Annotated in this window: 23 protein-coding genes and 1 pseudogene; 16 read left to right on the top strand and 8 right to left on the bottom strand. The window is 70.8% G+C overall.

Annotated features, from left to right (window positions below; all coding sequences use genetic code 11):
• The first annotated feature begins 320 nt into the window (after positions 1-320).
• The 5 genes and pseudogenes from purH (at position 321) to yccS (ending at position 7,450) form a co-directional block, all read left to right on the top strand.
• Positions 321-1,904, top strand: coding sequence for a bifunctional phosphoribosylaminoimidazolecarboxamide formyltransferase/IMP cyclohydrolase (gene purH / locus FHR66_RS19805; protein ID WP_160966475.1), 1,584 nt, complete (start codon positions 321-323; stop codon positions 1,902-1,904).
• A 16-nt stretch (positions 1,905-1,920) separates the two neighbouring features.
• Positions 1,921-2,777 (top strand): annotated as a pseudogene (locus tag FHR66_RS19800) (hypothetical protein).
• A 55-nt stretch (positions 2,778-2,832) separates the two neighbouring features.
• Positions 2,833-4,122: a phosphoribosylamine--glycine ligase gene (purD, locus tag FHR66_RS19795; protein ID WP_160966565.1), complete on the top strand. Its 1,290-nt coding sequence runs from the start codon at positions 2,833-2,835 to the stop codon at positions 4,120-4,122.
• Positions 4,123-4,482: 360 nt separating this feature from the next.
• Entirely contained in the window at positions 4,483-5,160 is a 678-nt protein-coding gene (locus tag FHR66_RS19790; protein WP_160966473.1) for a uracil-DNA glycosylase family protein, read from the top strand.
• Positions 5,161-5,227: 67 nt separating this feature from the next.
• Positions 5,228-7,450, top strand: a complete 2,223-nt coding sequence (gene yccS, locus FHR66_RS19785) for a YccS family putative transporter (protein WP_160966563.1) — start codon at positions 5,228-5,230, stop codon at positions 7,448-7,450.
• On the opposite strand, the gene FHR66_RS19780 is transcribed toward yccS, so the two are convergent.
• On the bottom strand, positions 7,395-8,606 hold the full coding sequence (locus FHR66_RS19780; RefSeq protein ID WP_160966471.1) for an MFS transporter: 1,212 nt from the start codon (positions 8,604-8,606) through the stop codon (positions 7,395-7,397). The genes yccS and FHR66_RS19780 overlap by 56 nt on opposite strands.
• 224 nt (positions 8,607-8,830) lie before the next feature.
• On the opposite strand from FHR66_RS19780, the gene FHR66_RS19775 reads away from it, so the two are divergent.
• The 8 genes from FHR66_RS19775 (at position 8,831) to FHR66_RS19740 (ending at position 14,784) form a co-directional block, all read left to right on the top strand.
• Complete coding sequence (locus FHR66_RS19775; protein WP_160966469.1) at positions 8,831-9,757, top strand: hypothetical protein; 927 nt, start codon at positions 8,831-8,833, stop codon at positions 9,755-9,757.
• A gap of 88 nt (positions 9,758-9,845) precedes the next feature.
• The gene (locus FHR66_RS19770) at positions 9,846-10,790 is read left to right on the top strand and encodes a LysR family transcriptional regulator (RefSeq protein WP_160966467.1); all 945 of its coding nucleotides are present in this window, start codon (positions 9,846-9,848) and stop codon (positions 10,788-10,790) included.
• A 27-nt stretch (positions 10,791-10,817) separates the two neighbouring features.
• A complete protein-coding gene (locus FHR66_RS19765) occupies positions 10,818-12,740 on the top strand; it encodes an MFS transporter (protein ID WP_160966465.1) in 1,923 nt (640 codons plus the stop codon).
• Between the two features lie 94 nt (positions 12,741-12,834).
• A complete protein-coding gene (locus tag FHR66_RS19760) occupies positions 12,835-13,134 on the top strand; it encodes a CD225/dispanin family protein (protein ID WP_160966463.1) in 300 nt (99 codons plus the stop codon).
• 46 nt (positions 13,135-13,180) lie between these two features.
• On the top strand, positions 13,181-13,462 hold the full coding sequence (locus tag FHR66_RS19755) for a CD225/dispanin family protein (RefSeq protein WP_160966461.1): 282 nt from the start codon (positions 13,181-13,183) through the stop codon (positions 13,460-13,462).
• A 59-nt stretch (positions 13,463-13,521) separates the two neighbouring features.
• Positions 13,522-13,944, top strand: a complete 423-nt coding sequence (locus FHR66_RS19750; protein ID WP_160966459.1) for a DUF2752 domain-containing protein — start codon at positions 13,522-13,524, stop codon at positions 13,942-13,944.
• Between the two features lie 76 nt (positions 13,945-14,020).
• Positions 14,021-14,371, top strand: a complete 351-nt coding sequence (locus FHR66_RS19745; protein WP_160966457.1) for a CD225/dispanin family protein — start codon at positions 14,021-14,023, stop codon at positions 14,369-14,371.
• 5 nt (positions 14,372-14,376) lie between these two features.
• Entirely contained in the window at positions 14,377-14,784 is a 408-nt protein-coding gene (locus FHR66_RS19740; RefSeq protein WP_160966455.1) for a DUF2752 domain-containing protein, read from the top strand.
• A 68-nt stretch (positions 14,785-14,852) separates the two neighbouring features.
• On the opposite strand, the gene FHR66_RS19735 is transcribed toward FHR66_RS19740, so the two are convergent.
• From FHR66_RS19735 to FHR66_RS19715, 5 genes are read right to left on the bottom strand one after another with little or no spacing between them, the layout of a single operon-like run.
• Entirely contained in the window at positions 14,853-15,749 is an 897-nt protein-coding gene (locus FHR66_RS19735) for a hypothetical protein (RefSeq protein ID WP_160966453.1), read from the bottom strand.
• Positions 15,750-15,801: 52 nt separating this feature from the next.
• Positions 15,802-16,731, bottom strand: a complete 930-nt coding sequence (nudC, locus tag FHR66_RS19730) for an NAD(+) diphosphatase (RefSeq protein WP_160966451.1) — start codon at positions 16,729-16,731, stop codon at positions 15,802-15,804.
• A 48-nt stretch (positions 16,732-16,779) separates the two neighbouring features.
• Positions 16,780-17,166 carry an iron-sulfur cluster insertion protein ErpA gene (erpA, locus tag FHR66_RS19725; protein WP_160966449.1) on the bottom strand — a complete coding sequence of 129 codons (387 nt, stop codon included), beginning with the start codon at positions 17,164-17,166 and terminating at the stop codon, positions 16,780-16,782.
• A gap of 31 nt (positions 17,167-17,197) precedes the next feature.
• Positions 17,198-17,650 (bottom strand): bactofilin family protein, encoded by a 453-nt coding sequence (locus FHR66_RS19720; protein WP_160966447.1) that lies wholly within the window; start codon positions 17,648-17,650, stop codon positions 17,198-17,200.
• A 7-nt stretch (positions 17,651-17,657) separates the two neighbouring features.
• A complete protein-coding gene (locus FHR66_RS19715; RefSeq protein ID WP_160966445.1) occupies positions 17,658-18,392 on the bottom strand; it encodes a DUF6776 family protein in 735 nt (244 codons plus the stop codon).
• Between the two features lie 186 nt (positions 18,393-18,578).
• Between FHR66_RS19715 and FHR66_RS19710 the strand changes: the two genes are divergently transcribed.
• The 3 genes from FHR66_RS19710 to FHR66_RS19700 are packed head-to-tail and all read left to right on the top strand — an operon-like array spanning position 18,579 to position 23,787.
• On the top strand, positions 18,579-19,205 hold the full coding sequence (locus FHR66_RS19710; RefSeq protein ID WP_167088053.1) for a DUF4126 domain-containing protein: 627 nt from the start codon (positions 18,579-18,581) through the stop codon (positions 19,203-19,205).
• A gap of 35 nt (positions 19,206-19,240) precedes the next feature.
• Positions 19,241-21,166 carry an EAL domain-containing protein gene (locus FHR66_RS19705; RefSeq protein ID WP_160966441.1) on the top strand — a complete coding sequence of 642 codons (1,926 nt, stop codon included), beginning with the start codon at positions 19,241-19,243 and terminating at the stop codon, positions 21,164-21,166.
• Between the two features lie 2 nt (positions 21,167-21,168).
• Positions 21,169-23,787, top strand: a complete 2,619-nt coding sequence (locus tag FHR66_RS19700) for an ATP-binding protein (RefSeq protein WP_237475290.1) — start codon at positions 21,169-21,171, stop codon at positions 23,785-23,787.
• 331 nt (positions 23,788-24,118) lie between these two features.
• Here the strand turns inward: FHR66_RS19700 and bfr are convergent, their stop codons facing one another.
• Positions 24,119-24,589: a bacterioferritin gene (bfr, locus tag FHR66_RS19695; protein WP_160966439.1), complete on the bottom strand. Its 471-nt coding sequence runs from the start codon at positions 24,587-24,589 to the stop codon at positions 24,119-24,121.
• Positions 24,590-24,698: 109 nt separating this feature from the next.
• Positions 24,699-24,908, bottom strand: a complete 210-nt coding sequence (locus FHR66_RS19690) for a (2Fe-2S)-binding protein (protein ID WP_160966559.1) — start codon at positions 24,906-24,908, stop codon at positions 24,699-24,701.
• Positions 24,909-24,911 lie beyond the last annotated feature (3 nt).

The following is a 24,911-nucleotide window of genomic DNA, read 5'->3' as shown; positions in this document are numbered from 1 at the left end:
GGTCCTGACGGCGAGGGCGGGGCGGCGACAGCCTAATGCATCGCAGCGGCGGCGCGCGCGATGGCGCAGCCCGCCACGCCCGCGCCAGGCGCCGCGTGCGGCGGCACGACCAGTGCGCGTCGCCGTCACGCCGCGGGGGCCGCGCAGCACTGCCTGCGGCACGAGAACCCAACTACGCAAGGGCCGCCGAGCGCTCGGCGTCATCGCGTGGAATCGACCTTCGCACGCACGATCCGCTTACCCGGTGCGGACCTCAGCCGGGCGTCGGCGGGCCTCAGCGCCTACAATGGCGGCCCGTTCCGCTGCCCCCGCCCTGCCCCATGCCCTCCGATTTCCTGCCCGTGCGCCGGGCGCTGCTGTCCGTTTCCGACAAGACCGGCCTGATCGACCTGGCCCGCGCGCTGGCCGCTCGCAACGTCGAACTGCTGTCCACCGGCGGCACCGCCAAGGCGCTGCGCGAGGCCGGGCTGGCGGTGAAGGACGTGTCCGAACTGACCGGCTTCCCGGAGATGATGGACGGCCGGGTCAAGACCCTGCACCCGCTGGTGCACGGCGGCCTGCTTGGCCGTGCCGGCACCGACGATGCGGTGATGGCCGAACACGGCATCGCCGCGATCGACCTGCTGGTGCTGAATCTGTATCCGTTTGAGGCGGTCACGGCGAAGGCCGACTGCACGCTTGCCGACGCGGTGGAGAACATCGACATCGGCGGCCCGGCGATGCTGCGCTCGGCGGCCAAGAACTTCGCCCGCGTGGCCGTGGCCACCGACCCGGCGCAGTACGCCGAGCTGCTGGCCGAGCTGGAGGCCAACGACGGCCGGCTGTCGGCGGCCAAGCGCTTCGCCCTGGCGGTGGCCGCGTTCAACCGCGTCGCCCAGTACGACGCGGCGATCAGCAACTACCTGTCCGCGGTCACCGCCAGCGACGCCGCGGTGCCGACGCGCAGTCCCTTCCCGGCGCAGATGAACTCCAGCTTCGTCAAGGTGATGGAACTGCGCTACGGCGAGAACCCGCACCAGCAGGCCGCGTTCTACCGCGACCTCCACCCCACGCCCGGCACCCTGGCTACCTTCACCCAGCTGCAGGGCAAGGAGCTGTCCTACAACAACATCGCCGACAGCGATGCGGCCTGGGAATGCGTGCGCCAGTTCGACGCGCCGGCCTGCGTCATCGTCAAGCACGCCAATCCGTGCGGCGTGGCGGTCGGCGCCGGCTGCGGCGATGCCTACGAACTGGCCTACGCCACCGACCCGACCAGCGCCTTCGGCGGCATCATCGCCTTCAACCGCACGCTGGACGCGGCCACCGCCAAGGTCATCCTGGACCGCCAGTTCGTCGAGGTGCTGATCGCCCCCGACTACGACGACGCCGCGCTCGAATACGCCAAGAAGAAGGCCAACGTGCGCGTGCTGCGCATCCCCGCCGGCGACGGCGCCTACGGCATCGACAGCAAGCGGGTCGGCTCGGGCATCCTGCTGCAGACCAGCGACGCCCACGTGGTGCCGCGCGATGCGCTGAAGGTGGTGACCCGGCTGGCGCCGAGCGAGGCGCAGTTCGCCGACCTGCTGTTCGCGTGGAAGGTGGCCAAGTACGTCAAGTCCAACGCCATCGTCTACGCCAAGGACCACCGCACCATCGGCGTCGGCGCCGGGCAGATGAGCCGGGTGTACTCGGCGCGCATCGCCGGCATCAAGGCCACCGACGCCGGCCTGGCCGTGGAAGGCTCGGTGATGGCCTCCGATGCGTTCTTCCCGTTCCGCGACGGCATCGACGCCGCCGCCGCGGCCGGCATCAAGGCGGTGATCCAGCCCGGCGGTTCGATGCGCGACGCCGAGGTGATCGCCGCGGCCGACGAGCACGGCATCGCCATGGTGTTCACCGGCGTGCGCCACTTCCGCCACTGAGTCCGGAGCGATGCGCATGTCCGCTGTCGCGCCGCGTCCGCTCGCCGTGCTGGCCCTGGCCGGCGCCGTCGTACTCGGCGGCTGCGCGCCGGCGCCGGCGCCCTCACAAGGCAAGGCCCCTGCGGCTGCGCCCGCCAGCGCCGCCGCACCAGCCCACGTCAGCCGCACCGCGCGCCTGCTCGCATTCGTGCAGCAACGCTACGGCAGCGCCGCGACGCTCGCCGGACACTGGCCGGGGCAATGGACCCAGGACGGCGATAGCCATGCGGTGGACTGGCAGATCTGCGCCGAACAACCGGTGGTCATCGGCGACGGCTGGCAGCAGTTGCTGGCGGTGTGCGGCGCGCTGCGCGATGCCGGCCACCCGGAGCCGGGCACCATCGACTTCTACGTGCTGCGCCCCGAGGGCCAGGGCTTCGCCGTCGCCGCCGAACGCACCGGCGGCACCTACGGCAGCCAGGGCCAGCCGGGCGAGGTCGGCATCGTCCGCGCCGGCAGCGACTTCTACGGGTTCCGGGTCGAGGACGGCTGGTTCGGCCAGGGCTACGCGCTGCAATCGCAGACCCTGATCCTGCCCGGCCCCAAGGGCCTGGTCGACGCCGGCAGCGTGCGCAGCCACATCGACAACGGCGGCGCCGCCGACTGCGACGACGCCGATGCGGCGGCGGACTGCAAGGCGGGCCAGTTCAACATCGACTTCGCCCTGCGCTTCGACGACCGCGACCATGCCGCCCGCGTGTGGCCGCTGCTGATCGAGGAAACCGGCACGGACTGCGGCCAGCGTCCGGTGCACCGCGAACACCGTTTCGCGCTGGATCAGAAGACCTGGACTACCATTTCCCCGAGGCGCTGCAGCGCGAAGGCTGCACGTGAGGCGTGCGCGCCCGGTGCACCCGCTTCCCTTTCCCCTGCAATCTGGAACTCCGCGATGAAACTGCTCGTCATCGGCTCCGGCGGCCGCGAACACGCCCTGGCCTGGAAGCTGGCCCAGTCCCCCCGTGTCGACGAAGTGCTGGTGGCACCCGGCAATGCCGGCACCGCCGGCGAGGCCAAGTGCCGCAACGTGCCGGTCAAGGTGAACGACCTCGACGGGCTGTTGGCGCTGGCCCAGGACGAAGGCGTGGCGCTGACCGTGGTCGGCCCGGAAGTGCCGCTGGTGCTGGGCGTGGTCGACCGCTTCCGCGCCGCCGGGCTGCGCATCTTCGGCCCCAGCGCCGCCGCCGCGCAGCTGGAAGGCAGCAAGGCCTACGCCAAGGACTTCCTGCAGCGCCACGGTATTCCCACCGCGTTCTACGCCGTGCACACCGAGGTCGAACCCGCGCTGGCGTACGTCCGCGACAAGGGCGCGCCGATCGTGATCAAGGCCGACGGCCTGGCCGCCGGCAAGGGCGTGATCGTGGCGATGTCGCTGGAGGAGGCCGAGGCCGCGGTGCGCGACATGCTCTCCGGCAACGCCTTCGGCGACGCCGGTGCGCGCGTGGTGATCGAGGAATTCCTCGACGGCGAGGAAGCCAGCTTCATTTCCATGGTCGACGGCCACACCGCGCTGCCGATGGCCACCAGCCAGGACCACAAGCGCGTCGGCGACGGCGACACCGGCCCCAACACCGGCGGCATGGGCGCGTACTCGCCGGCGCCGGTGGTGACGCCCGAGGTGCACGCGCGGGTGATGCGCGAGGTGGTGGAGCCGACCGTGCGCGGCATGCAGGCCGACGGCGTGCCGTTCACCGGCTTCCTCTACGCCGGGCTGATGATCGACGCCAGCGGCGCGCCCAAGGTGATCGAGTTCAACGTGCGCTTCGGTGACCCGGAAACGCAGCCGGTGATGCTGCGCCTGCAGTCGGACCTGCTCGACCTGCTCGAGGCCGCGCTCGACGAACGCCTGCACGCGACGCAGGCGCAGTGGGATCCGCGCCCGTCGCTGGGCGTGGTGCTGGCGGCGGCGCCGTATCCGGAGACCCCGGTCACCGGTGAAGCGATCACCGGCCTGGACGCGGTGCCGGCCAACGCCAAGGTGTTCCATGCCGGCACCACGCTGGACGCGCAGGGCCGCGTGCTCAGCGCCGGCGGCCGCGTGCTGTGCGTGGCGGCGTTGGGCGACAGCGTGGCAGAGGCGCAGCGGCATGCGTACGCCGGTGTGGAGCAGATTCACTGGGCCAGCGAATTCCACCGCCGCGACATCGGCTGGCGTGCGATCGCGCGCGAGCAGGGGGCGTAAGGGGCTGGGAATCGGGAATCGGAGTGAAGTATCGGCCCACGAAGCCGGTCGTGCTGGGCAGTCCACGATGTCGCACCAGACCCTCTGTGGGAGCGGCTTCAGCCGCGACGAGCGAAGCCGAAAGCCGGCTGACACTCTACCCCGTCGGAACTGAAGTCCCTCCCACAAGGGTGCCCGGCCCACTCCCTGTGGGAGCGGCTTCAGCCGCGACGCATGAAGCCCAAAGCCGACTGACACTTCCCCTCGTCTGGACTGAAGTCCCTCCCACAAAGAGCGCACGTCGAGCGCACGTGGAAACACGCACGCGGCCACCATCGCCCTTGCGCTAGCCTGAAACTTCCCCCGGTTCGCACACACCCCATGGCCCTCTCTCCTGCCCTCCGCACCCGCTTCCGCGCGCTCGCCGCGCAGACCGACGGCATCGACACCGCGGCCTACGCCGCCTGCGACAAGGATCCGCTCGATCCCATCATCGGCCTTGGCCGCCGCGACGCGCGGGTGTGCATCCTGGGCCGCGACCCGGGCCGCAGCGAGGTGGAGCACGGCGAGCCTTTCGTCGGCAGTGGCGGCCAACTGGTGCGCAAGGCGCTGTACCGGCACCTGCACGACGGGGCGGAGATGCCCGATTTCGCCGCCGGGCTCGAGGCCGGCCGCGTCGCATTCTGGCTCAACACCGTGCCGTACAAGCCGGTGGGCAACAAGGCCTGGTCGATGCCGGTGAAGCGGCGCTTCCATCCGCTGATGCGGCGCCTATTGCTCGAGCAGTGGCGCGGCCGCGATGTGCTCACCCTCGGCCGCGAGGCCTTCCTGTGGTTCGGCATCGACCAGCCGCGCGAGGTGCGTGCGGCGCTGGACGCGTTCTGGGCGCGCGAGGACCGCTTCCAGGCGCAGACCGAGGTGGTGCTGCGCAGCGACGACGGCCGCCGCACCCGCCGCGTGGTGCTGCATCCGCTGCCGCATCCCTCGCCGCTCAACCAGACCTGGTACAAACGTTTCCCGGCACTGCTGGACGCCCGCCTGCGACAACTGGAAGTCTGAGCGCGCTCGCGTAGACGGGCCCTCTAGAGGGGGATCGCATACAGCGACGGTGCGTTATCGTGTCGCGGTGCCGACCCCCTCGATCGAAACCCGCCTGAGCCGCCTGTGGGCCCACGAAAAGGCCAGCTACGGGCTGCGCGTGTTCATCGCGCTGGCGGTGGCGATGGGCGTGTGCTGGCACCAGCAGCAATTGGAGGCGGTGCCGGCGCTCTTCCTGGGCACCATCGCCAGCGCCATCGCCGAGACCGACGACAACTGGCTAGGCCGGATCAAGTCGGTGCTGCTGTCGCTGCTGTGTTTCGCCGCCGCCGCCGCCGCAGTGGTGCTGCTGTTCCCGTATCCGTGGCCGTTCGCTGCCGGCCTGGCGCTGTCCACCTTCGCCCTGACCCTGCTCGGCGCGCTCGGCGAACGCTACGCCTCGATCGCCCAGGCCACGGTGGCGCTGGCGATCTACGCGATGATCGGCCTGGACCATGGCACCCAGAACGGCCACGTCGGCGGCACCGCCTGGCACGGCGTGGCGCTCCTGTTGCTCGGCGCCGGCTGGTACGCGGTGCTGTCGGTGCTGTGGACGGTGCTGTTCGCCAACCGGCCGGTGCGCGAGCGGCTGTCGCGGCTGTACCTGGAGCTGGGCCGCTACCTGCGGCTCAAGGCGGCCCTGTTCGAGCCGGTGCGGCAGAGCGACCTGCACGCGCGGCGGCTGGCGCTGGCCGAGCAGAACGCGCAGGTGGTGGCCGCACTCAACGCGGCCAAGACCGCGATCATCAGCCGCTTCGGCCGCTCCGGCCGGCCCGGCGTGCAATCGGGCCTGTATTTCCGCCTGTACTACATGGCGCAGGATTTTCACGAGCGCGCCAGCTCCTCGCACTATCCGTACGAGGCGCTGACCGACGCGTTCTTCCACAGCGACGTGCTGTACCGCTGCCAGCGTCTGCTGGCCCTGCAGGGCAAGGCCTGCGCGGCGCTGGGCGAGGCGATCCGGCTGCGCCAGCCGTTCGACTACGGCGAGCAGACCCAGCAGGCCACCACCGACCTGCGCGAGTCGCTGGATTTCCTGCACGCCCGCGCCGATCCACGGCAGGCACGGCTGCTCGGTTCGCTGGAATTGCTGGTCACCAACCTGCACAGCATCGAGCGGCGCCTGGCCGAGGCCGCGCAGTCGGACACCACCAGCGACACCCTCGACACCCGCCTGCGCGACTCCTCGCCGCACACCCTGCGCGAGATGCTGCGGCGCCTCGGCCAGCAACTCACGCCCGGCTCGGTGCTGTTCCGGCACGGTCTGCGCATGGCCATCGCGCTGGTGGTGGGCTACGCCATCATGCAATCGATCCACGCCAGCAACGGCTACTGGATCCTGCTGACCACCGCCTTCGTGTGCCGGCCCAACTACGGCGCCACCCGCCTGCGCCTGGTCCAGCGCATGGCCGGCACCCTGATCGGCCTGGGCGCGGCCTGGGCGCTGATGCAGCTGTTCCCCGGCACCGAACTGCAGCTGCTGTTCGCCCTGCTCGGCACCCTGGTGTTCTTCGTCACCCGCACCGACCGCTACATGCTCGCCACCGCGGCGATCACGGTGATGGCGCTGTTCTGCTTCAACCTGATCGGCGATGGCTTCATGCTGATCTGGCCGCGCCTGCTCGACACCCTGATCGGCTGCGCGATCGCCGCCGCCGCTTCGTTCCTGATCCTGCCGGACTGGCAGGGCCGCCGCCTCAACCAGGTGCTGGCAACCGTGTTGTCCAGCAGCGCGCGCTACCTGGCGCAGGTGCTGGAGCAGTACCGCAGCGGCATGCGCGACGACCTGCCCTACCGCATCGCCCGCCGCGACATGCACAACGCCGACGCCGCGCTGTCGGTGGCGCTGTCGAACATGCTGCGCGAGCCCGGCCGCTACCGCCGCAACCTGGATGCCGGCTTCCGCTTCCTGGCCCTGTCCAACACCCTGCTCGGCTATCTGTCGGCGCTGGGCGCGCACCGTGCCGCGCTGGCCGGCGAGACCGATCCGGACATCGCCCGCGCTGGCGATTACCTGCCGCAGGCGCTGGGCGCACTGGCCGACGCGCTGGCCGAGCGGCGCGCGCTGCCGGCCGCCGACGAAGCGGCCGAGACCGCGCTGGCCGACGCGCTGGAGCGCGAGGAGGGCATCGACGAGGCCAAGCGCCGGCTGGTGCGCAATCAGCTCGCGCTGACCCTGCGCCTGCTGCCCAAGCTGCGCGCCGCCGCGCAGGCGGTCACCGCCGCGACGGTGCCGCCGGCGCCGGCGCTTGCCGCGCCGGCCGCACGCTGATGCCCATCCACAGCAGCGCCGCCACCGCCAGCGCCGCGCCGCCGATCGCCACCCCGCGCCAACCGGCGTAGGCATAGGCCGCGGTGCCGAGGCTGGACCCGATCGCACCGCCGATGAAGTAGCAGGTGACGTAGGCCGAGGTGATGCGGTTGCGCGCAGCCGGATCCAATTGATAGATCACGCTCTGGTTGCCGATGTGCACGCCCTGCACCGCCACGTCCAACAGCACGACCCCGGCGATCAGCAGCCACAGCGAGTGCGGCGCGCCGAGCAGCAACAGCCACGACAGCAGCAGCATGACCAGGCCGCCCCAGCCGACCAGATGGCCGGCGCCGCGGTCGGACAGCTTGCCGGACAGGTTGGCGGCGAACGCGCCGGCCGCGCCGATCAGCCCGAACAGGCCGATGGTCGCGGTGCCGTAGCGGTAGTCCGGGCCGGACAGCAGGAACGCCAGCGTGGTCCAGAACATGCTGAAGCCGGCGAACAACAACCCGCCGAGCACCGAGCGCGCGCGCAGCACTGGCTCGTCGCGCAGCAGCGCCAGCACCGACCCGATCAGGTGCGGATAGGACAGGTGCGGGTTGCCCGGGTGCCGCGGTAGGCCGCGCCACAGCAGGCCCGAAGCCACCAGGATCAGCACCGCCGCGACCCAGTACACGGTGTGCCAGCCGCCGATCCCGGCCAGCAGGCCGGAGGCCGTGCGCGCCAGCAGGATGCCCAGCAGCAGGCCGCTCATCACCGTGCCGATGACCCGGCCGCGCTCGTGCGGCGCGGCCAGGGTGGCGGCGAACGGCACCAGGATCTGCGCCGCCACCGAACTCAGGCCGGTGATCAGGGTGCCGAGCAGCAGCAGCGCGAAACTGTGCGCCATCGCGCTGACCAGCAGGCCGACCGCGCTGAGCGCGTACAGGCCGACGATCAGGCTGCGCCGTTCGAAGCGGTCGCCCAGCGGCACCAGGAACAGCAGGCCGACCGCGTAGGCCAGCTGCGCGGTGGTGACCACCGCACCGGCGCGGCGCACGTCGATGGCGAAGGTCTGCGCCAGCACTTCCAGCAGCGGCTGCGCGTAGTAGTTGCTGGCCACCGCCAGGCCGGTGGCGGTGGCCATCAGCAGCACCAGGCCGCGGCGCATCGGCGGGTGCGAGGTCGTTTCCATGGAAGGACACCAGAAATCGTGGGGAGGGGCGCAGTCTGTGGCGACGGTAGCGATCTTTCAAACGCATTTTTTTCACCACTGCCATCTGCTTTTGAGATAGCGTGAGCGCGGCGGCCGGTAGCCGGGCCGCTTCGCCGGGGTTGCCGCTGCGGACGCATGCAGCCCTGCAGTCCAGAAAGAAAAGCGGCCCCACCGACTGCCATGGCTTCGAAGGAACGCGTCCCATGCCCAGCACCGACATCGCCGAGGCGCTGCACCAGCACGGGTACGCGGTGGTCCGCGGCTTCCTGGGCGACGGCGACATTCCCGACAGCCTGCTGCGCTTCCTGGAAGGCGCCGAAAAGTTCCACGACGGCGTGATCGGTGACCTGCCGGCGGCGGACATGCAGCGGATCCAGGCGCGCATCGCCGCCACCGTGCCGCCCGTGGCCGCGGCCATGGGCCTGGCGATCGCCGCCGACCGCTTCGGCTACTGCGCCATCCGCATCCGCGAAAGCCATGCCGCGCCGAGCCTGCGCCTGCCGTTCGACCAACACCGCGATCCGAAGACCGCGCCGGGCGGCGCGCTCAACTGGCACCTGGATCACTTCAGCTATTTCCTGCATGGCGACCATCGCAACTATCTGATCTGCTACATGCCGGTGCGCAAGCCCGATGCCGGCCTGGCCAACGTGGCCATCGTCGCCGACGACGTGGTCGCGCGCCTGGATCCGCAGCTGCACCGGCGCATCCAGGGCCGCGGCGCGCTACGCTTCCGCTGCGTGGAGGCCGACACGCTGGACTGGTTCCGGCTGCGTTTTCCCGGACAGGCCATCGCCATCGGCGACTGGTATGCGATCGAGGACCTGCACGACGCCAGCCCCGGCTGGAAGATCGACTTCGACCTGGAAGCGCACAAGGTGGTGCCGCAACTCGCGGTCGGCGACCTGCTGATCATGCGCGCCGACGTCATCCACCGTACCCACGATGCCGGCTGCGACCGCATCTCGGTGCGCTGCGATGTGCTGCCCGCGCGTGCGCCGCGGCTCGAGACGCTGCACGGCCTGCTCGGCCTGAGCCTGCGCTACCCGTTCATGAGCCGCAAGCGCCGCTACAACATCCGCCTGTGGCTGCGCCAGCAATGGCGCAAGCGGCTGGGGCGCGCGACGTGAGGCGGCCGCTGCGACAAACGTCGTTGCATGCATGCAGCGCCACCACTGCTCGGCTGCCGCGTCGCCACGGTGCACGCCAGGCAACGCCATGCTGACCCTGCGCCAGCTCGAATTCGCCGTGGCCGTCGCCGAGGAAGGCAGCTTCACCGCTGCCGCGCGCCGCTGCCACACCGTGCAGTCGGCGCTGAGCCACCAGATCGCCAAGATCGAGCAGGCGCTGGGCGCGCGGCTGTTCGAGCGCGGTGCGCGGCAGGTGCGCGCCACCGCCGCCGGCGAGGTGTTCCTGCACAACGCCCGCGCCACCCTGCGCGCGGCCGAGCGCCTGCACGAGGAGATGGCGCAGACCCTGGGCACGGTGCGCGGCCGCCTGCAGATCGGGCAGATCTCCTCGTTGAATGCGGTGCAGGTGCCGGCCGTGCTGCGCCAGTTCCGCGAGGCGCACAGCGCGGTGGACGTGCACCTGCGCACCGGCATGAGCGATGCGCTGCTGCTGGAACTGAGCGAAGGCCGGCTCGACGTGGCCCTGGTCGGGGTCGGCCCGCATGTGGCGCTGCCGCCGCAGCACCTGTTGCTGCACGAGGAAGGGCTGGCGCTGATCGCCGCGCCCGGCCACCGTTTCGCCGCGCGCCGCGAGGTGGCCCTGCGCGAACTGGAGGACGCGCCGATGGCCGGGCTGATCCCCGGCGCCGGCGTACGCGGCATCATCGACCGCGCCTTCGCCGCCGCCGGCCTGCGCCAGCGCCTGCAGTACGAGGTCACCCACGCCGACCTGCAGCGGCAACTGGTGGCCGAAGACCTGGGCCTGGCCGTAGTACCGCAGACCATGGCCACCGGCATGCACGGCGTGGCCACGGTGGCGCTGCGCGAGCGCTTCCGCTTCCTCACCTATGCCGTGTGGCGGCCGGACCCGACCCCGGCCGCGCGCGCCTTCATCGCCCTGCTGCGTGCGCGGCGCGATGCACTGCAGGCCGCGGCCGGCAGCGCCGAGGCCGGCCGCCGCGCGCCGCGCCTGCGCGCGCGGCGAACCTGCTAGGCTGCGCGCGTTCGCAAAGGAGCCTGCATGTCCGCCCACAGCCAGTTCGCCCTGTTGCGGCAACGCCGCTTTCTGCCGTTCTTCGTGGTCCAGGCGCTGGGCGCCTTCAACGACAACGTGTACCGGCAGGCGATCATCGGCCTGCTGTTCTATCTGGGCGTGACCCCGGAGCAGCGCACGCTGTACACCAACCTGGCGCCGGCGCTGTTCATCCTGCCGTACTTCCTGTTCTCCTCGCTGGCCGGGCAGATCGCCGAGAAGCTGGAGAAATCGCGGCTGGTGGTCATCACCACCACGATGGAGATCGCGATCATGTCGCTGGCCGCGGTCGGCTTCCTGACCGAGAACATGGCGGTGCTACTGGTGGCGCTGTTCTGCACCGGCCTGCAGTCGACCCTGTTCGGGCCGGTGAAGTATTCGATCCTGCCCTCGGTGCTCAAGCCAGAGGAACTGACCGGCGGCAACGGCCTGGTCGAGATGGGCACCTCGATCTCGATCCTGTGCGGCATGATCCTGGGCGGGCTGATCTTCCAGATCGCCGGCAGCCACGGGCCGGTGGCCGCGGCCACCGCGGTGGTGGCGCTGGCGGTCACCGGCAACCTGATGGCGCGCTGCATCCCCAAGGTCGACGCCGGCGCGCCGGACCTGAAGATCAACTGGAACCCGCTGCCCGAGTCGCTGGCGATCATGCGCCTGACCCGGCGCCAGCTGGCGGTACGCAACGCGGTGCTCGGCGTGTCCTGGTTCTGGTTCGTCGGCACCGTGCTCACCGCACAGTTGCCGACCTATGCCGAACTCAACCTGGGCGGCGCGCAGGACCTGTACATCTTCGCCCTGGCGCTGTTCTCGATCGGCACCGGCACCGGCTCGCTGCTGTGCGAGAAGCTGTCCGGGCGCACCGTGGAAATCGGCCTGGTGCCGCTGGGCGCGTTCGGCATCAGCGCTTTCATGCTCGACCTGTACTTCGCCCGGCCCGGCGCCGCGCTGCAGACCGGCCTGAGCATCGGCCAGTTCGTGCACCAGGCCGGCAGCTGGCGGATCATGCTCGACCTGGTCGGCATCGGCCTGTGCACCGGCCTGTTCGTGGTGCCGCTGTTCGCGCTGATCCAGAGCCGCACGCCGAAGGCGGAACTGTCGCGCGTCATCGCCGGGCTCAACATCCAGAACTCGCTGTTCATCGTGCTGGCAGCGATGATCGGCATCGTCCTGCAGATGCGGGAGCTGCACCTGTTCGGCACGCGCGTCGCGATGCCCGGGCTGAGCATCCCGCAGGTGTTCCTGGCGCTGGCCATCGCCAACGCGCTGGTGGCGCTCTGGATCTTCAGCATCGTCCCTGAATTCCTGATGCGCTTCCTCAGCTGGGTGATGGTGCGCACGCTGTACCGGTTGCGCCTGCACGGGGTCGAGCGCCACGTGCCCGAGGAAGGCGCGGCGCTGATCGTGTGCAACCACGTCAGCTACATGGACGCGCTGGTACTGGCGGCGGCGATCCCGCGGCCGGTGCGCTTCGTCATGTACTACCGCATCTTCAACATCCCGGTGATGCGCTGGATCTTCCGCACCACCAAGGCGATTCCCATCGCCGGCGCGCGCGAAGACCCCGAGCTGATGCAGCGCGCGTTCGACGCCATCGACGCTGCACTGGCCGAGGGCGAGCTGGTGTGCATCTTCCCCGAGGGCGCGCTGACCAAGGACGGCGAGATCGCCGCGTTCAAATCCGGCGTGGAGAAGATCCTGGCCCGGCGCGCGGTGCCGGTGGTGCCGATGGCCTTGCGCAACATGTGGACCAGCATGTGGAGCAAGCGCGATTCGCGGCTGCGGCGCATGCGCGTGCCGCGGCGCTTCCGCGCGCATGTCGAGGTGATCGCCGACGCGCCTGTGGCGGGCGCGCAGGCCACCGCCGAGACCCTGGAAGCGCAGGTGCGGCGCCTGCGCGGCGACGCCGCCTGAGTGCGGCGCAGGTGCCGCAAGCGCGCGCTTCGGGTAAATTAGCCGCAGGGGAGGCGCCACAAGCGGTGGCGTCCATTGCGAAGGACCGAACACAGTGAACCAGGTCGTACCACCACCAGCGCCCAACGCGACGGGCGTCTATGTGCCCAACAATCTCGTCTGGGCGATCCTGTCCACGCTGTTCTGCTGCCTGCCGCTGGGTATCGTCTCCATCGTCTATGCCTCGCAGGTGGATGGCCGCCGCGCCGCCGGCGATATCGCCGGTGCGCGCGAGGCCTCGCGCAAGGCCGGCCTGTGGGCGCTGTGGTCTGCGCTTGCCGGACCGATCCTGATCGCGCTGTGGTTCCTGCTGTTCGGCGGCCTGGCCTTCCTCGGCAGCCTGACCAGCCACTAGCGCTGGGCGTTTCCCGTTTCACCACCCAACCACCGGAGCAACACGGATGAACACCACCGCACCGCAAGTGTCCAACAACCTCGTCTGGGCGATCCTGACCACGCTGTTCTGCTGCCTGCCGCTGGGCATCGTGTCCATCGTCTACGCCGCGCAGGTCAACACCAAGCTCGCCGCGGGCGACGTGACCGGCGCGCGCGATTCGGCGGACAAGGCCAAGAAGTGGGCGATCTACTCGGCGATCACTGCGGTGGTGCTGATGGTGCTGTACATGATCTTCCTCTTCGCCCTGGGCGGCCTGGGCATGATGCAGCAGGCGTCCGCGTCCTGAGCACCGCGGCCGCCGTCGCCCGGCGACGGCGGCCGGCCACCCACGCTCGCTTCCCTGCCATGTCCCTGCCGCGCCTGCAGTCCCTGCCCCGCTGGCTGCCGCTGGCCGCACTGAGCGGCGCGGCATTGGTCGCCACCGTGGTGCTGCGCCGGATCGATCCCAACGTGCCCGGCAATCCGCTGCCCGGCTGTCCGTTCCGTGCCCTCACCGGCCTGTACTGCCCCGGCTGCGGCAGTACCCGCTGCCTGCACGCGCTGGTGCATCTGGACCTGGCCCACGCCTGGACCAGCAATCCCTTGCTGGTGGTGGCGCTGCCGCTGCTGGCGATCATGGCGCTCAACGCCGCCGGCCTGCGCCTGAGCCCGCTGGCGCCGCTGCTGAAGATCCTCGCCGACCCACGACTGTGGCTGTGGGTGCTGCTCGGCTATGCGCTGCTGCGCAATCTGCCCTGGTATCCCTTCACCCTGCTTGCGCCGCACTGACGGCCCGCCACACCCGCACCGCAGCGACTCGTCTAGACTCCCCGACTGCCGTGCACCACCCATCAAGGAGATCCACATGAGCACCGTCAGCCCCGTCGCGCCTCCGCCGCCCCCCGCCTCCGGCGTTCCCGGCCCGGTTCCCAATCACCTGGCCTGGGCGATCATTTCGACCGTGCTCGGCTTCTGCCTGTGCTGTCCGGCGCTGATCACCGGCATCGTCGCCATCGTGTTTTCCAGCAAGGTCAACGGCCTGCTCAACCAGGGCGACCTGGAGGGCGCGCGCCGCGCCTCCAACACCGCCAAGACCTGGTGCTGGGTGACCACCGCGCTGGCCATCATCGGCCTGCTGATCAACGTGGTCATGTTCGCCACCGGCGGCATGCAGACCTACATGGACTACATGCAGCAGATGCAGCACGCAAGCTGACCGGCATGCGCGCCTGGCAACAACGGGCGTGCCTGGGTGCCGCCGCCGCATTCGCGGCCGGCGGCGCCACGCTGTTGTACCGCTTCGACCCAAATGCCGCGAACAACCCGTTCGCGCCGTGCATGTTCCATGCGCTCACCGGCTACTACTGCCCAGGCTGCGGCATGACCCGTGCGCTGCATGCGCTGGTGCACCTGGACCCGGTCGGTGCGTTTGCGATGAATCCTGGCGCGATGCTCGGCCTGGCGCTGCTGCCGGGGCTGATCGCCTGGAAAGCCGGCTGGCGCGCAGCCTGGTTCGCCCCGGTGGTCGGCGTGGTCTCGCGGCCGAACTTCTGGCTGGTCGCGCTGCCGGGCTACTGGATCGCGCGCAACCTGCCGTGGTTCCCGTTCACCCTGTTGGCTCCGCACTAGCGGACGGTGCCGCGATTCGCGCCGGGCGCAGGCATCGCCTGCGTGTGTGCATCCCTCGCCGCCGGACCTCAGCTGACCCAGCCGGCGATCACCAGCAGCGCCAGCAGCACCAGCCACAGCAGCAATACCCGCCAGACCTGGCTCATCGCATCGCGCAGTTCGGGCAGGCGCCGCAGCGCCGGCACCACCATGCCCGCATCGCTGTAGTCGTGCGCCTCGGCATCGAGTTCGCCGCGTACGCTGGCGCAGGCCACCGGCCCGAGAAAGCCGGTGTCCAGCTGCCACCGCTTGCCGCCAGCGGCGCGCCAGGCGCCGAACACCGCCTCGAAATTGCCGACCAGTGCCAGCGAGAAGGTCATCAGGTGCGCCACCGGCCATTCCATCGCCGCCAGCAGCAGGCGCGCGCCGGCGGCGGTCGCGGGCGGCAGCCGCGGCGCATACGGGCCGACCGCGGCCAGCGCCAGCAGCCGGTAGCCCAGCGCGCCGAACGGCCCCAGCAGCAGGAACCAGAACAGCACCGCGAACCAGCGCCGCAGCGCGCTGACCGCCACCGCCTCGACCAGTCCGGCCGGATCCTCACGCAGCGGCCCGCCATCGGCCTGCAGCTGCGCCACCGCCAGGCGCCGCGCGCTGGCATCGTCGGCATCGATGATCGCCTCCACGTCGGTGTCCAGATCGCGCGGTCCCCAGCTGAAGGCCAGCACCGCGATCCCGAACAGCAGGGTCAGCAGGCCCAGATGCGGCGCCGCCAGCAGCCACTGCAGCAGGCCGACCAGCAGCAGCGGCGGCAGCAGCGCCAGCGCGATGCCGTAGCGGCCGCGCCAGGCGCTGCCTTCGCCGGCATGCGTGTCCAGCCAGCTCAGCCAGTCGCCGAAGGCGTCGAAGCGGCGCAACGAGGCCACCATGCCGGGCGCGACATGGCCCAGCACCAGGGCGACGATCACAGCGACGAGGGTCGTGAACATGCAGGTCCTCCGGGACCGTTCTGAAACGGATGCGCGCAGCGCGCCGGCGCGGTCAGGCCGGCGCGCCGTGCCGGTACCAGTCCTCGATCAGCGCGCGGGCGATGGAGATGCGCGGCGGCAGGCGCAGGCCATGGCCGTCGTCGGCGCTGTCGCCGTGCGCGGCCAGGCGCGCCAGCGCGGCGCCGACGTCCTCGCGCTCGAACCAGCGCGCGTCTTCCAGCTCACCGTCCACCTGCGGCGTGTCCGCCTCCGCCTGCGCACTGAAGCCGAGCATCAACGCGCCGGGAAACGGCCACGGCTGCGCACCGTAGTAGCGGCAACTGCCGGGCCGCACCCGCACCTGGGTCTCTTCGGCCACCTCGCGTGCCACCGTCTGTTCCAGCGATTCGCCCGGCTCGACGAACCCGGCGATCACCGAGTAGCGCCGCGCCGGCCAGCTCGCCTGGCGCCCCAGCAGCAGGCGCCGGCCGTCGCTGACCGCGACGATCACCGCCGGATCCACCCGCGGATAGTGTTCGCTGGCGCACTGCGTGCAGACGCCGAGGAAGCCGCCGCGCTGCAAGGCGATGGTGCCGCCGCATACGCCGCAGAAGCGGGTACGCGACTGCCAGTGCAACATTGCGCGGGCGTAGGCGAACAGGCCGGCCTCCAGCGCCGGCCATTCGGCCGCGGCGCGGCGCAGATCGATGCGCTGCAGTGGCGGCGCCAACTGCGGCACGGCATCGGCGGCCAGCGCGAACCAGGCCTGGCCCTGGTCCAGGCCGAGAAACAGCGCGTGCTCGGCCAGCGCGCCCAGGGCGGCGGTACTGGCGATCAGCGGGCGTGCGTCGGCATCGGCATGCGCATGGCCATCGGCGTCCAGCACCAGCACCCTGGCCTGTTCCCAGGCCTGGCGCAATGCCGCTGGATCGTTGCGCACGGCATCGGCACGGTCGATCGCAGGACCGGCGAAGGCGAAGGAAGCGGGCGTCGGATCGGACATGCGCCGCAGGGTGCAGGCAAACCGTGCGTCCCGCAAGCCGCAGCGTGTCTACACGCTGAAGCTGCTGCCGCACCCGCAGGTGGTCTTGGCGTTGGGATTGCGGATCACGAACTGCGCCCCGTGCAGGCCCTCGCTGTAATCCACTTCCGCGCCCATCAGGTACTGCAGGCTGAGCGGGTCGACCAGCAGGGTGACCTGGTCGGTCTGCACCGCCAGGTCGTCCTCGGCACGGTTCTCGTCGAACTCGAAGCCGTACTGGAAGCCGGAACAGCCACCGCCCTGGATGTACACGCGCAGCGCCAGCGCGTCGTTGCCTTCCTCGCGGATCAACTCGCGCACCTTGGCCGCGGCGGCCGCGGTGAAGTTCAACGGCCGCTCCAGCGACTGGTAGTCGGGCGTGGGCGCGGCGCCCGGCAGGGAAACGAGAGTGCTCATGGCGGCAGGATGGGGACGGACGGCGCCCGAATCAAGTCTCGGCCGTCAGCGCACGCGGCGGCTCGGCGTCGCTGCCGGCCTGCTCGCGGTGCGCTTCCGGCGGCGCCAACGCGACCAGGCTCCCGGCGTGGATCAGGCGCCCGGTCAGCTGTGCGCCGGCGTTCATCTCCACCACCTGGTAGTGCACGTTGCCCTGCACCCTTGCCTTCGACGCCAGCTCCACGCGCTCGGCCGCGTGCACGTCGCCGATCAGCTGGCCGTTGATGATGACCACCGGCGCGCGCACCTCGCCCTCGATGCTGCCGTGCTCGGACAGGGTCAGCGTGGCCGGCGCGCCGTCCTCGGCCACGACCTTGCCGAGGATGCGCCCTTCCACGTAGAGCCCGCCGCTGAACACCAGGTCGCCGCGGATCACCACCTGCGCGCCGATCAGCGTATCGACCACGGTCTGGCCGCTGTTGCGGCTGTTCTTGTTCCCAAACATAGGCTGATTATTCCCCTTTGCCGTTACCGGCCAATGTCCAATCGAAGGTCTGGCTGACCGGCGCCCCGCCGCCGCTCAACACCACCCGCACCCGTTGCGGAGTGAAGCCTTTGGGCAGGATCACGCTGCCATCCAGTTGCTGGAAGTAGCGGAACGAGTAGTCCTGCCCGGGCACACCGGTCTTCTGGTGCAATTCGTCCCAGCCCACGCTGGTCAGCTTGCCGCCTCGCACACCCTCCACGGTCAGCCGCAGCTGCCCCTGGCTGATCGCCCCGCGGTTGAGGTTCTGGGTCAGCACCACGTTGTAGCGCCAGGTGCCGCCGGCCTCGGCGGAGAACTCCACCGAATGCACGCTCAGGCCCTTGCGCTGGCTGGTCGCGCCGACCAGGCGCTCGTAGAACGCCACGTCGGCACGCAATCCGGCGATCTCTTCGTCGCGCTCGGCCAGCGAACTCTGCACCTCGTTGTTGGCGGCGCGGCTGATCTGGTCGGAGCGGGCCAGGGTGGCCTGGCGCTGGTTGAGCGTCTCGATCTGCCGCTGCTGCGCCTGCAGGTTGCGCTCGGCCTCGCGCAACTGCGCGCTGACCGCACTGAGCCGCGGCGCGGCCTGGCGGCTGGCCAGCCACCAGGTCAGCGCCAGCGACAGCAGCCACAGCCCGGCGAGCAACAACCAGACGGTCCGGCCGCGCGGCGGCGTGGCGCCATTGGGCACGATCTGGAAACGGGGAACGGGTCGGTTCATGCGCGCGGCCGCGCCACCGAGGCGGCGCCGGCGTCGATCCTCGCGGGTCGGCCTGCTGGGCCACCTAGTGTAAGCCACCCTCCTGAGCGGCGCCGGACTGCACGGCAAGCCCGCGCCGCGGGCTGGCCTTCGTGGCGGGCTTGGCCGATAGTGGCCGGCATCCGTGCAGTTGCAGGAGCGCCTGCCATGACCGACGCCCATCTCTTCGTAATCGGCATCCTGCTGGCCTGGCTGGCCGGCATCCGCGTCTACCTGACCGTGTTCGGGATCGGCCTGGCCGGCCTGTGCGGCTGGCTGGAGCTGCCGCCGGCACTGCAGGCGACGCAGTCGTGGTGGGTGCTGGGCACCTCCGGCGCGCTGGCGCTGGCCGAGTTCTTCGCCGACAAGATCCCCGGTGTGGATTCGGTGTGGGACCTGCTGCAGACCCTGACCCGGATTCCGGCCGGCGCCTTCCTGGCCGCGGCCACGCTCTCGCCCGACGGCCAGCTGAGCGCCGGCGCGCTCGCCACCGGGGCCGGCGTGGCACTGACCAGCCACGTGCTCAAGGCCGGCACCCGCGCCCTGCTCAACACCTCGCCGGAGCCGGCCAGCAACTGGATCGCCTCGCTGGCCGAGGATTCGGTGGTGATCGCCGCACTGGCGCTGGCCCTGGCGCATCCGTGGCTGGCGCTGGCGGTGGTGCTGACGGCGAGCGCGCTCGGCGCGCTGCTGGTGTGGTGGACCTGGCGCCTGCTGTGGCGGGGCATGCGCCGCCTGCTGGCGCCGGCGTCGGCGCCCGCCGCGCCGCAAGGCACGCAGCCTTCGCGAACTTGATCGCATAATTGGACGTGCACCAGGAACCAGACGCGATGCCCGCCAACGACGCCGCTCCGCTTTCCCATCGCGAGGACCCGCGCGCGCGCGCCGTCCGCGCCGAGACTCCGCCGCCGCACTACTGGCGCCGCTGGGTCGGCGACGCGGAGCACGTCGCCGCGCCCGCCGACCTCGCCTCCGATCCCGCGCCTGCCGACCACGCCGCGGCGTCCGCCATGCCGCTGGCCAGCAGTGAGCACGACGATGGCCCGGCCGACGCCAGCGCGGCCGCCTTCCTGGTCGCCGACGCCGACGCCGATCACGCCGCACAGGATGCGGCCGCGCCGTACCGCGTGCTGATCGTCGAGGACGACCGCGCGCAGGCGCTGTTCGCGCAGAGCGTGCTGCATGGCGCCGGCATGCACGCGCAGGTGCAGATGCAGGCCGAAGGCGTGCAGCAGGCCATCCTCGACTACCGCCCGGACCTGATCCTGATGGACCTGCACATGCCGGGACTGGACGGCATGCGCCTGACCGCGCTGATCCGCCAGCAGCCGCAGCATCAGTTGCTGCCGATCGTGTTCCTGTCCGGCGACGCGGATCCGGAGCTGGAGTACGAAGTGCTCGACAGCGGCGCCGACGACTTCCTGACCAAGCCGATCCGGCCGCGGCACCTGATCGCCGCGGTGTCCAACCGCATCCGCCGTGCCCGCCAACAGGCCCAGCAGGGCCACGCCGAGGCGGTGCCGCTGAACAACCCCGAGACCGGCCTGCCGACCCGCGCCCATCTGCTGCAACTGCTGGACACGACGCTGCGCGCGCGCCGCCCCGGCAGCCTGTACTTCATCGAGATCGCCAGCGCGCTCGGCTTGCGCGAACGCTACGGCTACGCCGCGTTCGAGCGGCTGATGGTGCAGGCCGGGCGCCGCCTGGCCGGCATCACCGCGCCGCAGCCGCTGGCGCGGCTCAATGACAACAGCTTCCTGCTGCTGGCCGAGGACGCCGACGCCGACACGCAGCGGCAACGCGCGCAGCGCCTGCGCGACACCCTGTCCGGCCACGCCTTCGCGCTGCGCGAGGACGAGGCGCTGCATCTGCGCTGCGCGGTCGGCTACGCCGACTTCGGCCATGGCTTCGAGGACGCCGGCAGCGCGCTGGAGGCGGTCGAACGCAGCGCACTGCAGGCGCGGCTGCATCCGCAGGGCGTCGCTGTCTACGTGCCGCCTCAGGCGGAAGAGGATCTGCAGCGCATCGCGATGCTGGAAGGGCAACTGGAGCCGGCCTACCAGCCGATCGTCGCTGTCGCCGGCGGCGACATCGCCCAATACCAGGTGCTGCTGCGCCTGCGTCAGCGCGACGGCAGCCTGCTCTCGGCCGGACAGATCCTGCCGGCCGCCGAAGCCGGCGGACGCATCGCCGACCTCGACCAGCAGGTGCTGGACCACGCGCTGGGCCTGCTGCATCTGTACCAGCACGCCACCCCGCCGCTGCGCCTGTTCGTCTCGCAGTCCACGCGTACGCTGGCGCGCACCGCCTTCGCCGAGTGGCTGATCGAGACCATCGGCCGCCGCGGCGTCACCGGTACGTCGCTGGTGATCGACCTGCGCCTGGACGATGCCCTGGTCCACACCGCCACGCTGCAGCAGTTCTGCGCGCGGCTGATGCCGCTGGGCGTGCAGTTCTGCATCAGCCAGTTCGAACCGGGCGCCGAAGCCGAAGCGCTGCTGGCGCATTTGCCGCTGGGCTATCTGCGCCTGTCGGCGCGCTTCGCCGGCGCGCATGCCGACCCCGAACTGCGCGACCAACTGCGCGCCACCATCGATCTGGCGCACCGCGCCGGGCTGCTGATCATCGGCCAGCAGATCGAGCAGGCGCAGGCGGCAGCGGCGATGTGGATGGGCGGAGTCGATTTCATCCAGGGCAACCTGGTGCAGTCGGTCGGCGACCAGCTGAACTTCGACTTCCAGAACGCGGTGCTCTAGCCATGTCCGACCGCAGACGCCGGCCCGTTCCGTGGCCGGCGGCCTTCGCCGCGGCGCTCGCCGTCGCCGGCACCTTGCTTGCGCTGCCGCCGTTGGCGCTGCCGTTGCCGGCGCCGTGGCACTGGCTGGCGCCGCTGTGCATGGCCGCCGCCGCGGCCCTGGCCACCGTCGCCGGCTGCTGGGCGCGCCAGCAGATCGAACGCCTGGATGCGGCGCTGGCGCGTGCGGCCCTGGCCGAGTCCGAGCGCAACGCCCTGCAGCACGACGTGCACGCGCGCGAGCGGCTGGAAAAGGAGCTGCTGCAGGCCAAGCAGGCCGCAGAGGCGGCCACCCAGGCGGCTGAAGCGGCGGTGCTGGCCAAGGGCGAGTTCCTGGCGACGATGAGCCACGAGATCCGCACGCCGCTCAACGGCATCATCCCGATGCTGGAACTGATCGGACGCGGCCCGCTCGGCCTGGACCAGCGCGAGATGCTGCGCGCGGCCAGCACCTCCTCGCTGCAACTGCTGCGCATCGTCGACGACATCCTCGATTACTCCAAGCTCGAAGCGAACCGGCTGGAGCTGGAGATCACCACCTTCAACCTGCGCGAGCTGCTCGACGGCGTGCTGGAGCTGATGCAGCGCGCGGCCGAGGCCAAGGGCCTGCGCATGGCGCTGCAACTGGACCCGGCGGTGCGCCTGCCGGTGCGCGGCGATCCGGTGCGCCTGCGCCAGGTGCTGAGCAACCTGCTCGGCAATGCGGTCAAGTTCACCGCGCGCGGCGCCATCGACCTGGGCGTGCGCCGGCTCGGCGAGACTCCGGCGCAGCACTTGCTGCGCTTCGAGGTGCGCGACACCGGCATCGGCATCAGCGCCGATCGCCAGGAGCACCTGTTCCAGGCCTTCACCCAGGCCGACGCCTCCACCACCCGCCTGTATGGCGGCACCGGGCTGGGCCTGACCATCTGCAAGCGCATCGTCGAGCTGATGGGCGGGCGCATCGGCGTCGTGTCGCGGCAGGGCCAGGGCGCCACGTTCTGGTTCGAGATTCCGCTGCTGAAGGTGATCGGCGACCTGCCGCAGAGCCCGGGCGGGCTGCCGCGACTGCATGCGTTGCTGGTCGGCGCCGACCAGCGCCTGCAGCAACGCCTGAGCGTGCTCCTGCCGAACTGGGGCGTGCAGGTGAGCAAGGTCGATTCGACCCAGGAAGCGCTGGAGCGGCTGCGCGGCAACGGCAGCGGCGTGCGCCCGGCCTACGACCTGGTGATCGGCGACCTCGACGGCCTGCGGCAGAGCGCGCGCGCCCTGCAGCGCGCGGTGGCGCGACTGCCGGCGCCGCAGACCGCGCGGCTGATCTGGCTGTACGGCGAGGTCGACATTCCCGAGGAGATCCGCGCGCACGGCGCGTTGCTGTCGCGGCAGGCCGCCGACATCGACCTGCGCAGCATGCTGGCGCTGGCGCCGGCGACCCCGAGCCTGACCAATGAAGCCGCGGGCGACGGCACCGCCAACGCTGGCGAGTTCTACCACGACGCCTTCGCGACCGACGCCGTGCACACCCCCGCGCCGGTGCTCGCCGCAGACCCGGCGACCGCCGTGACCGATGCGCCACCGCCGCGCAGCGGCTACCGGCTGCTGCTGGTCGAGGACAATCCGGTCAACCTGATGGTGGCGAAGCGGCTGCTGGAATCGCTCGGCCACCACGCCGACAGCGTCGAGGACGGCGCCGCCGCACTGGCGCAGTTGGCGCGGCAACCCTACGACCTGGTGATGATGGACTGCCAGATGCCGGTACTGGACGGTTACGCCGCCACCCGGCAATGGCGCCAGCGCGAGGCCGAGACGGGACGCCCGCGCCTGCCGATCCTGGCGATGACCGCCAACGCGATGGCCGGCGACCGCCAGCGCTGCCTCGATGCCGGCATGGACGATTACCTGTCCAAGCCGATCGACCGCACGCGGCTGGAGGCCTGCCTGCAACGCTGGCTGCCGCTGCAGCCGGTGGCCATGCCGGCCAGCGCGGCGTTCGCGCCCGAGCCCGCCGCCGCAGCGGCATCGCAAACAGCGCCGGAGATCGCCGCGAGCGGCCAGGTGCCGGACACGATCCCTCTTGCCAAGACATCCGCGGAGGCGCAGCCCGCTCCACAGGTCGAAGCGCAGGCACCGGTTGCCGCAAAGCCCGATGCGGCATCGGCATCCACCGTGGCGACGTCCGCGCCGACCGACGCGACCGACGCCGACGCGGTGGTCGAGCCCCCCGCCGTGCCGGCGCCGGTACTGGAGATCGCCGTGCTCGACGAACTGCGCGATGTCATCGGCAGCGCCAGCGTCGCGCAGATCGTCGAGCTGTTCCTGGCCGATGCACCGCTGCTGATCCAGCGCCTGGAGCAGGCCGCGGCGACGGCGGAGCCCGACGCGCTGCGCGAGGCCGCGCACACGCTGAAATCCTCGGCCGCCAACCTCGGCGCACTGGCGCTGTCGGCAGCGGCACTGCGCATCGAGTCGGGCGTGCGCACCGGTACCCTGGATCGCCCCGTGGTCGCAGTCGCCCTGGTGATCGCCGAGTTCGCACGCGCGCGCCTGGCGCTGAGCGGCTACCGCGCCAGCGTCCGCGACAACACCGAACCCGCCGCGCCGTAGCGCGGCATCGCACTGCGCCACGACTGCGGGCGACACGATCGCCCGCAAGACCTGGCCACAGTGCATCGAAGACGCAGACGCACGACCTGCTGCTTTTCTCGTAGAGAGCGACGTCGCGCGATGCCGATGCTATGCCGTCCGCATGGACCCGCGCAGGAGCGGCATGCGCCACTTTTCAGGATCAGCGGCGACGTTCCGCCAGCACTGCGTCGCGGCTGAAGGCGCTCCTAGACGCGCACGACAACGCCGACGCATATCCGGGAGTGCGGGGCGTACAGCATCCAGCGCGGCGCGGACACAGGCCAGCGCCGCGGCGTCATGCGCCGACGATTCAGTCGTCGAGCTTGGTCAGCAGGTAGTTCGGCTCGCCGATGCGCTCGATCAGGTCGAGCTGGGTTTCCAGCCAGTCGATGTGCTCTTCTTCCGATTCCAGGATGTCGGCCAGCAACTGGCGGCTGACGTAGTCCTGGATCGATTCGGCGTAGGCGATGCCGTCGCGCAGGGTGACGGTGCCTTCCTGCTCCAGCGCCAGGTCGCACTCGAGGATTTCCTTGGGGTTCTCGCCGATGCGCAGCTTGCCCAGCGCCTGGAAGTTGGGAAGTCCCTCGAGGAACAGGATGCGGTCCGCCAGCTTGTCGGCGTGCTTCATCTCGTCGATGGATTCCTTGTACTCGTGCTCGGCCAGTTCCTTCAGGCCCCAGTTCTTCAGCATCTTGGCGTGCAGGAAGTACTGGTTGATCGCGGTCAGCTCGTTGTAGAGGACCTTGTTGAGGAACTCGATGACTTTGCTGTCGCCCTTCATTGCATCGCTCGCGTAAAGCCGGAAAGCGCAGACTCTAGCGAATCGCGCCGCGGCGTGAAGGAACGCGAATCGTGATCATCCCGAATGCGCCGTAGCGCGTCGACGGAACTCAGGCGGCGCGGGCCAGGCCGCCCAGCACCGGCAACGGCAGCTCGCGGCTCAGCGCGCGCTGCAGCAGGTCGCCGGCCATGTCCAGGCAGGAGCCGCAGGTGGCACCGCAACCGGTACGCATGGTCAGTTCGGACACGCTGCGGCAGCCGGCTTCGGCGGCTTCGCGGATCTGGCGATCGGTGACCCCATTGCAGATGCAGACGTACACGGC

The sequence above is a fragment of the Xanthomonas sp. F4 genome (assembly GCF_011761895.1).
The sequence above is the reverse complement of the archived record's forward strand: the minus strand, read 5'-3'. Positions and strand labels throughout refer to the sequence as shown.

Coding starts and splice junctions, on each gene's coding strand:
- purH (WP_160966475.1), top strand. CDS start 321: ATGCCCTCCGATTTCCTGCCCGTGCGCCGGGCGCTGCTGTCCGTTTCC.
- purD (WP_160966565.1), top strand. CDS start 2,833: ATGAAACTGCTCGTCATCGGCTCCGGCGGCCGCGAACACGCCCTGGCC.
- FHR66_RS19790 (WP_160966473.1), top strand. CDS start 4,483: ATGGCCCTCTCTCCTGCCCTCCGCACCCGCTTCCGCGCGCTCGCCGCG.
- FHR66_RS19780 (WP_160966471.1), bottom strand. CDS start 8,606: ATGGAAACGACCTCGCACCCGCCGATGCGCCGCGGCCTGGTGCTGCTG.
- FHR66_RS19775 (WP_160966469.1), top strand. CDS start 8,831: ATGCCCAGCACCGACATCGCCGAGGCGCTGCACCAGCACGGGTACGCG.
- FHR66_RS19770 (WP_160966467.1), top strand. CDS start 9,846: ATGCTGACCCTGCGCCAGCTCGAATTCGCCGTGGCCGTCGCCGAGGAA.
- FHR66_RS19765 (WP_160966465.1), top strand. CDS start 10,818: ATGTCCGCCCACAGCCAGTTCGCCCTGTTGCGGCAACGCCGCTTTCTG.
- FHR66_RS19755 (WP_160966461.1), top strand. CDS start 13,181: ATGAACACCACCGCACCGCAAGTGTCCAACAACCTCGTCTGGGCGATC.
- FHR66_RS19750 (WP_160966459.1), top strand. CDS start 13,522: ATGTCCCTGCCGCGCCTGCAGTCCCTGCCCCGCTGGCTGCCGCTGGCC.
- FHR66_RS19745 (WP_160966457.1), top strand. CDS start 14,021: ATGAGCACCGTCAGCCCCGTCGCGCCTCCGCCGCCCCCCGCCTCCGGC.
- FHR66_RS19740 (WP_160966455.1), top strand. CDS start 14,377: ATGCGCGCCTGGCAACAACGGGCGTGCCTGGGTGCCGCCGCCGCATTC.
- FHR66_RS19735 (WP_160966453.1), bottom strand. CDS start 15,749: ATGTTCACGACCCTCGTCGCTGTGATCGTCGCCCTGGTGCTGGGCCAT.
- nudC (WP_160966451.1), bottom strand. CDS start 16,731: ATGTCCGATCCGACGCCCGCTTCCTTCGCCTTCGCCGGTCCTGCGATC.
- erpA (WP_160966449.1), bottom strand. CDS start 17,166: ATGAGCACTCTCGTTTCCCTGCCGGGCGCCGCGCCCACGCCCGACTAC.
- FHR66_RS19720 (WP_160966447.1), bottom strand. CDS start 17,650: ATGTTTGGGAACAAGAACAGCCGCAACAGCGGCCAGACCGTGGTCGAT.
- FHR66_RS19715 (WP_160966445.1), bottom strand. CDS start 18,392: ATGAACCGACCCGTTCCCCGTTTCCAGATCGTGCCCAATGGCGCCACG.
- FHR66_RS19710 (WP_167088053.1), top strand. CDS start 18,579: ATGACCGACGCCCATCTCTTCGTAATCGGCATCCTGCTGGCCTGGCTG.
- FHR66_RS19705 (WP_160966441.1), top strand. CDS start 19,241: ATGCCCGCCAACGACGCCGCTCCGCTTTCCCATCGCGAGGACCCGCGC.
- FHR66_RS19700 (WP_237475290.1), top strand. CDS start 21,169: ATGTCCGACCGCAGACGCCGGCCCGTTCCGTGGCCGGCGGCCTTCGCC.
- bfr (WP_160966439.1), bottom strand. CDS start 24,589: ATGAAGGGCGACAGCAAAGTCATCGAGTTCCTCAACAAGGTCCTCTAC.